Genomic DNA, 10,099 nt, shown 5'->3' with positions numbered 1-10,099 from the left:
CCAGAAGAGTTCTCGGATGCCTATTCCACTCAAAACCAAAACTTGCAGCGTAGTTGTCAATTGGGACAAAGCGGGGATTGGCCAGAAAGCGCACATCAAAGAGCATGTCCAGATGCTGTGGTGTGCCCAGTTTAAATCCAAAGGAAATCAGGGTTATTTTTAACGATGCTGAAGAGATGCTCCCAAAGAGGGATGTTATGTGGTTTCTCAACTGATGCGGCGTGTATGATGATGTATCTATAATCATCTCGGCCTCATTTCTGAGAGGTTTCAGCAGCGACTCCTCACTGTCCATAGCCATGGCCATGTTGCCGTCAAAGAGTTTCTGCAGGGGATGAGGCCGCCTCGTTTCCTTAAACCGCCTTATCAACACGTCAGTTTCCGACTCTAAAAAAAGTATTTGAAGCGAATAAGTCTTTCTTAAATGTACCAGGATTGACTCTAAGTCTGCAAGAAGGCTCTTTTCCCTGACATCCATCCCAATGGCTATGCGGTCAACCTCAGAGCTTTTGGTTGTTATCTTGACAAAATCATCTATAAGCGAGGGTGGTAAATTATCCACACAAAAGTAGCTGCTGTCCTCTAAAGCCCGCAATGTCACTGTCTTGCCGGCTCCGGACATGCCTGTGACTATTAACACAAAGGTCTTGGAACTCACCGTGTCGGCTCTATTAATCCAAAGTCCCCGTCCTTTCTTCTGTAAATTACATTAACATCCCCTGAGATTTCATTTGTAAAAACGTAAAAGTCTTTATCCAAAAGCTCCATGTTCATGGCAGCCTCATCAGGGTCCATGGGCTTCATGTCAAAGCGTTTTCTTTTGATTATTCTAATTGGGGGTGAGTCATAAGCGGTTGTCTCTGAATGGCTTACATGGCCGGCATGATTGCCGGCTGTCTTTGTGCCGGTCTTTCTCTTTGATGTTAATTTCTCTTTGTATTTTTTAATTTGACGCTCTAGTTTTTCCAGTACCTCGTCTATTGAACTGTACATTTCCGCAGTTATTGACTCTGCCTGAATCAGTACTCCGTTAGACTTTATCAGCACCTCTGCCTTATGCCGGTATTTTTCCACTGTTAAAACCACCATAGCATCACATTCATGAACCAGCATCTTGCCGAATTTCTTTATTTTGTTTTCTGCATAGTCTTTTATTGACTCTGTTATGTCGAAATTACGTCCTGTCATTGTTATGTTCATAGAGCCTCCGGTATGTGTTATTTATCGTTTTGTTTTGCCAGTTTGGTTAAGTTTTTTTCCTTTTTGTATGAGGGGCAATATTTAGCTCCTCCCTGTACTTGGCCAAGGTGCGTCTTGCTATTGTTACGCCCTTGCTGCTGAGAATATCCATTAGTTTCTGGTCTGTCAAAGGATTGGTTTTGTCCTCCTCATCTATGATTTTCTTAATAAGTTCCTTAACTGTTGTTGACGATACTTCACCGTTTAGCCCGGCTATCGAGTTGCTGAAGAAAAACCTGAAAGGAAACACTCCGTGGGCACAGGCAAGGTACTTGTTTGATGTAACTCGGCTTATGTTGCTTTCATGGACTTTGACATCCTCGGCTATGGTCTTAAGGTTAAGTGGTTTGAGGTATTGTATGCCGCCGTCGAAAAAATCCGTCTGGCGTTTTAAGATACTTTCCGTTACACGGTATATCGTACGGTTACGCTCATCAAGGCTCTTTATCAACCATGTGGCTGAGCGGTATTTATCTAAAAGAAATTGCTTCTCTGTTTTATCCAGTACATTTTTACTTTTCAGAAGCTCCCTGTACTTGTTGCTTATCCGCACACGCGGTGTGTATTCATCGTTGAGAATTATTTTGTACTCTTCATCCACCCGCTCCACATACACATCAGGGGTAATGAAAGAAACACTGACATCCGTAAAGTTTCTTGCAGGCTTAGGCTCCAGTCCCTCAATTATCTTAACAGCGACCAATACCTCATCAAGAGTCACTCTGTAACTTCTCGCTATAGCCTGATACCTCTTTCTTTCCAAATCCTCCAGATTATTTCCTGCAATTTTCTCAACCAAAGTGTTCTCAAGTCCTAAATTCCTTATCTGAATCAGCAGACACTCCTTTATATCACGTGCTCCAACCCCTGGAGGGTCAAAGCTCTGTACCAGTTTCAAAGCTTTTTCCACTACAGAGGGTTCCACATCGAGCACCCTTGTCAATTCCTCTACAGTAGCCCGGAGATAACCGTTTTCATCAATATTGCCGATAATCATCTCCGCCACTTCTTTAAGTTTTCCAAAAGCTTCAGACATATCAAGCTGGAGCTTCAGGTGGTCCGTTAAATCCATTGTTTCTGTGAGAAAGGTTTCAAAGCCGGGCTTTTCATCCTCACCGGTATTAAAATACCCAAGGTCACGTCCGTCGCTTCCCCGCTGCTCAAAGTACTCATCAACTGAAAAAGAGGTCAACCCTTCCATGGTTACCTCAGAATCCGTTTTATCGGCATTCCCTGTATGTTCGTTGTGGTCAGTGTTTAACCCGCCGTCGGACTCACCCTGGTACAAATCATCTGTATGTTCCTCAAGAAACGGGTTTTCTATTATTTCCATATTAATTGCCTGTGTAAGCTCAAGCTGGGGCAACTGCAACAGCTTTATCGCCATCTGCAACTGTGGCGTCAGTATCAGCTTTTGTGACAGCCTGGTTTCTAACCTGGTCTCAAGTGCCATTACAGAGTAAAATCCTCTCCCAGATACGCTTGTTTAACGTTACGGTTATTGATAAGCTGCTCCGGTGTGCCCTCATCAAGTACCTCTCCGTGGTTTATGATGTATGCCCTGTCGGTAATAGAAAGCGTGTCTCTGACGTTGTGGTCTGTTATAAGCACCCCCAGTCCCCGATTTTTTAAGTAGGACAGCATCTTTTTTAGTTCTATTATCGCTATAGGGTCTATTCCTGTAAAGGGCTCATCAAAGAGAATAAACACAGGGTCGGTAGCAATGGCACGGGCTATTTCCGTGCGCCTTCTCTCGCCCCCCGAAAGTGTATATGCCATGTTGCCGGCAATATGCGATATGGCAAACTCCTCAAGCACTCTTTGTACTGTATCGGCTGTATCTGCGATACCCTTAATCTCCAGGACAGCCTGTATGTTTTGAGCTACGGTGAGTTTTCTGAAAATCGAGGTATCCTGAGGCAAATATGAAATTCCGCGTCTTGCCCTTACGTACATCGCAAGGGAGCCGATGTCCTCCCCGTTTAGCCGTATTGAGCCGGCATCATGCCTGACAATGCCTGTTAACATGTAAAAAGTGGTAGTCTTGCCGGCACCGTTAGGACCTAAAAGTCCGACTATCTCCCCGGTTTTAAGAGTTAAACTCAGGTTTTGCACTACAGTTTTTTTAGAGTAACTCTTTTTCAATCCTGTTGCCTCTATTGTGTTCATTTATCCTCAAGGTGGGCACGGCTGTTTTCCACGACAGAGCGGTCATCTTTCATGTAGTAGGTCATTTTAGAACCGATTATTTTGTTCTTGCCGTCTATTGCCTCAGGGTTACCGGTAAAGACCACATGTTCATCGGCTCCGCCATAGTAAACGGTTTTGGCGGCTGTTATTACCTTCTCGCCGCGTACAAGCTTTGTGTTGCCCGTTGAGTCTATTTGTTTTATTTTAGACTGGTCATCTGTGTAATAAACAACCATCTTATCTGCATAAAATGTAGTATCCCCCTTTATGGCTTTAACTGACCCTATAAAAGTTGCCGTCTTGTTTTTGTTGTCCGTGCTTAACTGATTACTTGTAATAACAAGGGGTACATTTTTATCACTTTTAAATAATTTCAGAGATGTGGACTCGTTGTCAGAGGGTGGTGCAGCATAAAGGGTGCGACTTGCTGCGGAAAATGCCGTTACTATAAAAAACACCATACAGAGTGCATACGCCTTTATGCTTAAACCGCTTTTATTTTCCATTGAATTTACCATCAGTTATAAACGACTTTAACGTTACCGTTTAGTTTAACAATCTCACCCTTTGATGTGTCAAAAGAATCCGCCCTTACCGTATAGTTCTTTCCGGCAATTGTAACGCCGCTTTCAGAACTAAGCGTCTGGTTTTTAAAGTCAACGGATATGTCCTTTGAAGTTATTTTATAGTCTTTATTGAAAGCCGTTACATCGCCCTCTATCGTTACAGCGTTCTTAGAGAGATTATAAAAACCGCCTTTGGCTTGAACCGTTAAGCCGCTTTCCAGGAAATCCACCTCTATTCCTTCAATTTTTGCATTCTTACGGCTCTCTTCCAACGTTACTTTGTTCACTCTCGCCTCCCAAACACTTTTAGAGCTTGTGCTTCTGTAAATATGCACATTTTCCATCATAGACTCTCCGTGTAGAATTTTAACATTTTTTGTTAAGTCTGTCTCCGTTCTTATCACTGAAATATAAAATATCACTGTTGCCACAATTATTATTACCGGTATAGCATTTTTCATAATTCATTGTATCACGAAATGATGCTTGATTTCAATGCAAAACCCATACCCAATCGAATTATCTATAAAAAAATATTGACTGCTCCTCATTTATACCAAGTTACAGTCAGAAGTAAACGCAGGCGGTTGGGAGCAGGCGACGCCTCCCCTTACAGGGGATTCGGAGCGTACGTTGAGGAGCTTGTGACGATGCCAACAAAGTTAGACGATTGAATGCAACTTGGTATAAGGCGGCTGATACGGAAGTTTCGTATCAGGCTATCTTCTTAATCACTCTACAAAACCGGTTAGAAAGCTCTCATATTTTTGTGCAATACTATCCCAGAGGAATTTAGAAGCATATGTGCGGCCACGGTTTCCAAGTGTTTGTCGAAGGGATTGGTCATTAATAAGCAGCTCAAGCTTATTGGCCAAAGATTCGGAGTTTTGCGATCTAAAGGTCAGCCCGATTTCATTTTCCGAGACATACGACAACTCATCCACATCGCTTACGATAACCGGCTTAGCGCACGCCGCCGCCTCTACAATACTGACCGGCTGCGATTCATGCCGTGAAGGCAGCACCACCAGCATCGCCTCCTGCAGCAGCTTTATTTTCTCCGGTCCGGTTACAAAACCCACATACTGAATCCGCTGCCTGAGCTTCTGGCTCTGCTTTGCTATCAACAATGAGGCATTATCAAACTCATAACCAGCCAGTTTTATTGTTATCTCCGGGTACTTATCCGCTATTTCATGAAACGCCCTCATCAGGATATCCAACCCCTTGGTGTAGATGTCTATGCGGCTAAAAAAAAGCACATACGGCTTCTCTGTGGGTTCTGTCTCCAACAATTCCTGATTTACCCCGTTAGGGATAACCGTGCTGATTGCATTTCTCATCGAAATATTGGACATCACCTTGCGTCTTGTCACCTCAGAGACAAACAGAAGCCTGTCGTAGAGGCTCGGATAAAAACTCTCCACACTGAACATCGGTATTGAATACAATGGGCTGAATTTATTGAAAGAGTGCTTTTCCAATATCCCCTGCACCTGAAGCACCACAGGTGTGGAGGTCAAAAATTTAGTAAAAAAAGGGGTTGACGGAAGGAAGTTCTCAACAATTATGTCGAAACTCCCTCCCCATTTTTTTATATAACGCCCTGCCTTAAACGTATAAGCAATGACGCTCTTAGTGAGATTATCATTTTCTGTACCGGCAAAGATATGTGAAAGGCCGCTTTTTATCCCGTCCTTCGCTCCCTTGTATTTCATACACAAGAGGGTTATCTCATGTCTGTCTGTGAGCCTGCTGTATATCTCGTATGCTCTGACGCCGGCACCTCCAAAACCAAAAGGACTATCCTCACTCTCATATATTATCTGTAGTATCCTCACCTAAACACCGTCCCTCTGTATTTACTAGACCCCAAAGGCAATTCAATGCTTCATCATCAAATCACTACCATGTAATAACTTTATCACTTGAGACTATTTTGTCAATGATGTCATCATAGTTTTTGTCTTTTCTAAGGTCAACGACTGTTACCTCTGCATGTTTTTTATGTACTTCCATAAAGGTTTTCGCCGTTTCGCTTGCATCCTGTTTTAATATATATAGTACCTTCATTTATCCTCCGAATTAATAGGCTAATATGTTGTCATATTCCAGAAGTTTCTTTGCAACATCTTCCGTTGACATATATTTAATGTCGTCATAGTCTTTTATGTTTGTAAAGAGAGTCATATCCATTTCTTTTATCATTTCGAGGTTCATGTCGTTCTCCTCGTTGGAGACAATCTTATTATCCAAAATGAACACCTCTACGATGTCATCCATAACAGTGATACCCACACTCATTCTCAATGCCTCTCCTTGTCTGTCCCTCACTAACACCGCTATTTTCTTAGCCATTTATTCCCTCCGTCTCTTGTTATCTTATATTACCAAAACCTTATCGGCATCCTGATTCATCACTGAGTTCTGATACTGGCTCCCTGCAGTGCAGCCCTCAGGTATCATCCCCTCTGTTATATCCCTGAGTTTGGCGCTGTGGTCACATAAACTCATCGTAACTCCGGGGATGTCCTTCAGTGCCACGACGTCCTTACTCTGGCTATGCCGTGCCCCGTCATCCATCATAAACAATATAACCTGATGGCCCTTATTAACCGCCGCCTTAGTCAATCCTATAATGTCCTGGCTAAAGCCGTCCCGCGTAATCAGCAGACCTATGGTCATTTACCGTTACCTCCTTGTTTAAATTATTTTTATTACAAGATGTCATACTATTTACTCAGTGTTATTTCCTTTTTTATCACCATGATTGCTTTGTCGTTTAAGCCTTCTTTTGAAATATTGTATTTCTCTATCGCAGCGGCAGGAAACAATCTGTACATCAGATAAACATCAGCCGATTTAACATCCCCTCCGGTTATCGCATATGTAAGGAGACGCTCCTCAGCGGCTTTAAGCCTTGTATCATATGCCACAGCATCGGCCTTCCACGCCGGCACTCCAACTTTGTCACCACCCTTAAAAGCCTTACTAAATACGGACTGTTTATCATCCGCCACAGGGTTTTCCTTTATATTGGTCCAAAGAGCCTTACCTGCAGAGTCTCTGAAGGTGACTTTTATGTAGGCAACCCTCATAGGCATAGTTGACGGAAAGGCATGTACCATGTTGTTTTTTATCTTAACCTGAAGGTTTTTACCGTCGGACTTTACATCTATGGATACCGCCTTTTTTAACATCTCCTCGTCATGTCCGCCTGATATGTTGTGAGAGACGTGTTCAGTTGCCTTTGAGCCAAGTGCAGGTGCGCCGTCAACTTTTTGCATATGGCATGTCAGGCAGTTTCCTGTCCCCTCCTCTTTCATCGCACAGAGGGTGACATTTTTAGAATTTACCAGAAAGCCATGGCAGCCCATACACAAACCACCGTCTGAAAACATAGGGTTGGAGGCCGACTTGTGGGGCGCCTTATCCCCGGGTTTGCTTACAAGAAAACTTCCATCCTTGTTTATAACACAGACGTTTCTGTCTTTACCGATTACCGTGTTTTCTATCCTGTGGCAAAACGTACAACCCACTCCGTCCTGCTCAAGGAGTTTTTTATCATCCGGCTTAACCTTTCCGCTGATTATATCCTGAAGGTTGTCTGCCATAGGCATATGACAGGTGGCACAGGTATAGCCAACCTCTTTTTTTTCTTTTTGCATATCATCCACATATGCATTATACATGGCTGCATGGGCACTGTTTTTATGCAGTGAGGATTTGCCGTGCATTGAGCCCGCCCACTCTTTAAATATGGCGGGATGGCAGGCCGAGCACTTCTGTGAGGACATAAAAGGCTCCGCTCCCTCCGGAATCTCATGGGTAAAGCCCAAAGCGCTAAACAGCAAAAGCACCATTGCTATAAGCTGCATCTTCATTATATATCTCATCTTACCTCCGGTTATTCATTTTTTTACTACACTTTAAGTCCGGAAAGACTCACGCTCCGCTATTATCTCATAAACTGTGTGAAAAGATAAATCCCTCAGACATTGTATTGTATTACATTTTTTCTTAAAACATGGCATACAGCTAAGTGTCTGTCGTATGACAGTGCTGTTTGTACCATAAGGGCCGGTTCTTTTAGGCTCTGTAGGGCCGATAATTGCGTAAACCCATACGTTTAAAGCCGCCGCTGTATGCATTGGGCCTGTGTCGTTTGATACCACAAATTTAGCTTGTGAAATAATCCACGGAATATCGGCAAGTTTGGTTTTTCCTGCAAGGCTAATGGCTTTACCCTTAGAGGAGCTTACAATCTCCTCAGCCGCCGGTATGTCTCCGGTTGAGCCTAATATTACAGTGGCAACAGGCAGCAGTGCCGAGAGCCTGCCGAAATGTGATGCAGGCCATCGCTTTGTTATCCATCTTGCCCCGGGCACAGTTACAGCATACTCTGTGGGAAGTTCATCCATTACCCCGGGACGCTCTTTACTAAAATACAGCGGAAAGGTCACTTTTTTTGAAATTTCACAACCCATAGCATGTGCCACTTTGAGGTATCTGTCAACTGCATGGACGTCCTTTCCGCCCTCAACCAGATGGTTATAAAAAAGCGGGCTGCCCTCCCGCGCCTCTTTAAAACCAATTACATTATTACATCCACTAAGCCGGGCAATGAGCCCGCTTCGCAAAAGTCCCTGCAAGTCCACAACGAGAGTATATTTCTGAGCCGACAGATTTGTCCTCAGAGTGCGCAGCTCATTAATGGTAGCAGCCACCTTCCACGGATTTTTCCATGTGTCTTTTTCGATTACCCACATACGGTCTATCATTGGATGACCCTCAAGCATACCCTTAAGTGAGCCGGCAATTACCCAGTGGAGTTCCGAATCAGGATATGTATCCCTTAGAGCTTGCAAAAACGGCAGCGAATGAATCACATCACCATATGAGCCTGGTTTTATTATTAGTATTTTTTTATGCAAAGATTTATGCTCCGCTTTACTCACTCAATTATACATTATCCGAGCATAATTAATGCTACAATACATCATTGCTTTTTTAAAGATTATGAGTTAAAAAGGAAAAATAGTATGAGCGCTGAGTATGAAACGATTTCAGACAAAGCAAGGCCGGTAAGACTTCTTATTCTGGATGTTGACGGGGTGCTTACAGACGGTAAAATAACGTTTGACGGTGACGGCCGTGAAATAAAAAGTTTTAATGTCAGAGACGGTCACGGAATAGTTCTCTTCAGGGAGATGGTTGGCCATGTTGCAATAATTACCGGCAGGGTCTCAGAGGCTGTCCTTAAGCGCGCAAAAGAGCTTGGAATCAACGATGTTTATCAAAAGTGCAAGGACAAGGTTAAGCCGTATGAGGAATTAAAAGCCAAATATAACCTGAGGGATGAAGAGTGTGCCTACGTTGGGGATGACATCGTGGATATCCCGTTGCTAAGGCGGGTTGGATTTAGTGTAACAGTTTGTGATGGGGCGGCGGAGGCCATGGCTGTTTCCTCTTACGTTACCGGAAGTACCGGTGGTAACGGGGCGGTGCGTGAAGTGTGCGAGGTAATACTTAAAGCAAAAGGCCTCTGGGATAAAATTATTGCGGCTCTAGTTTAAGGATTTTTGTATATTGTTTTAAATGCCTATGCAGTTAACTCCGGCAGAGGGTTTGCTGTATTCTGAGAAGAAAGGTTTCTATGTTTTTTCCTGACTTTATCACTTTAGAGAGCTAACATGCTGAAATAAAAGGAAAAAGCTAAAAAGCAGGGCACTACATTCTCCTAATCTCCGCCCCCTTATTTCTTGCCGTTTCTTACTCTCTACTACGCTCGAAGTGATAAAGTCGGGATAAAATATTGTTTACAACAGGACACTGCCTATAGTTTAATCATGGTTTACAATATAATTTTCTTTCCCATATATTCTACTTCAAAGAAAAAAGTTATTCTTAAAAATTGATGGATCTAAATCAACTTAAATCTCGATTCCCGAAATCCGATATAGAAAATCGAGTTCCCCCCCAAAAGTGGTTTTAGAGGAGAAATTTCAGATTATAGTAAACCTATGCATTTTGTTCCACTATAAAAAGTTTATTTTTTCATCAACAATACTAAAATCAATATGGATTTTCATCATTTTATATAT

At 43.0% G+C, this 10,099-nt stretch carries 13 protein-coding genes; 1 reads left to right on the top strand and 12 read right to left on the bottom strand.

The features are described 5' to 3' along the window. From H7844_15610 to waaF, 12 genes are all read right to left on the bottom strand, one after another. On the bottom strand, positions 1 to 658 hold a 658-nt coding region (locus H7844_15610), incomplete at its 3' end, for a hypothetical protein (GenBank protein ID MEO5358707.1). Further along, entirely contained in the window at positions 655 to 1,200 is a 546-nt protein-coding gene (raiA, locus tag H7844_15605) for a ribosome-associated translation inhibitor RaiA (GenBank protein ID MEO5358706.1), read from the bottom strand. The genes H7844_15610 and raiA, both read right to left, overlap by 4 nt. 46 nt (positions 1,201 to 1,246) lie before the next feature. Further along, positions 1,247 to 2,692 carry an RNA polymerase factor sigma-54 gene (gene rpoN / locus H7844_15600; protein ID MEO5358705.1) on the bottom strand — a complete coding sequence of 482 codons (1,446 nt, stop codon included), beginning with the start codon at positions 2,690 to 2,692 and terminating at the stop codon, positions 1,247 to 1,249. Next, complete coding sequence (gene lptB, locus H7844_15595; GenBank protein MEO5358704.1) at positions 2,692 to 3,408, bottom strand: LPS export ABC transporter ATP-binding protein; 717 nt, start codon at positions 3,406 to 3,408, stop codon at positions 2,692 to 2,694. Before lptB ends, rpoN begins: the two co-directional genes overlap by 1 nt. Then, a complete protein-coding gene (gene lptA / locus H7844_15590) occupies positions 3,405 to 3,935 on the bottom strand; it encodes a lipopolysaccharide transport periplasmic protein LptA (protein ID MEO5358703.1) in 531 nt (176 codons plus the stop codon). Before lptA ends, lptB begins: the two co-directional genes overlap by 4 nt. Positions 3,936 to 3,946: 11 nt before the next feature. Then, positions 3,947 to 4,456 (bottom strand): LPS export ABC transporter periplasmic protein LptC, encoded by a 510-nt coding sequence (gene lptC, locus H7844_15585; GenBank protein MEO5358702.1) that lies wholly within the window; start codon positions 4,454 to 4,456, stop codon positions 3,947 to 3,949. A 270-nt stretch (positions 4,457 to 4,726) separates the two neighbouring features. Further along, positions 4,727 to 5,836, bottom strand: coding sequence for a glycosyltransferase family 4 protein (locus H7844_15580; protein ID MEO5358701.1), 1,110 nt, complete (start codon positions 5,834 to 5,836; stop codon positions 4,727 to 4,729). A gap of 64 nt (positions 5,837 to 5,900) precedes the next feature. Further along, positions 5,901 to 6,068, bottom strand: a complete 168-nt coding sequence (locus tag H7844_15575; GenBank protein ID MEO5358700.1) for a hypothetical protein — start codon at positions 6,066 to 6,068, stop codon at positions 5,901 to 5,903. A gap of 12 nt (positions 6,069 to 6,080) precedes the next feature. Beyond that, entirely contained in the window at positions 6,081 to 6,353 is a 273-nt protein-coding gene (locus H7844_15570) for a hypothetical protein (GenBank protein ID MEO5358699.1), read from the bottom strand. A 24-nt stretch (positions 6,354 to 6,377) separates the two neighbouring features. Then, positions 6,378 to 6,680 carry a hypothetical protein gene (locus tag H7844_15565; protein ID MEO5358698.1) on the bottom strand — a complete coding sequence of 101 codons (303 nt, stop codon included), beginning with the start codon at positions 6,678 to 6,680 and terminating at the stop codon, positions 6,378 to 6,380. A gap of 47 nt (positions 6,681 to 6,727) precedes the next feature. Further along, the gene (locus H7844_15560; protein ID MEO5358697.1) at positions 6,728 to 7,891 is read right to left on the bottom strand and encodes a cytochrome c family protein; all 1,164 of its coding nucleotides are present in this window, start codon (positions 7,889 to 7,891) and stop codon (positions 6,728 to 6,730) included. 33 nt (positions 7,892 to 7,924) lie between these two features. Then, positions 7,925 to 8,929, bottom strand: coding sequence for a lipopolysaccharide heptosyltransferase II (waaF, locus tag H7844_15555; protein MEO5358696.1), 1,005 nt, complete (start codon positions 8,927 to 8,929; stop codon positions 7,925 to 7,927). A 108-nt stretch (positions 8,930 to 9,037) separates the two neighbouring features. On the opposite strand from waaF, the gene H7844_15550 reads away from it, so the two are divergent. After that, complete coding sequence (locus H7844_15550; protein ID MEO5358695.1) at positions 9,038 to 9,571, top strand: HAD-IIIA family hydrolase; 534 nt, start codon at positions 9,038 to 9,040, stop codon at positions 9,569 to 9,571. The last annotated feature ends 528 nt before the right edge of the window (positions 9,572 to 10,099 follow it).

Source organism: Nitrospirae bacterium YQR-1, assembly GCA_039908095.1.
GTDB lineage: Bacteria > Nitrospirota > Thermodesulfovibrionia > Thermodesulfovibrionales > Magnetobacteriaceae > Magnetomonas.
Note: the sequence above shows the minus strand (reverse complement) of the source record. Positions and strands in the feature narration are given on the sequence as shown.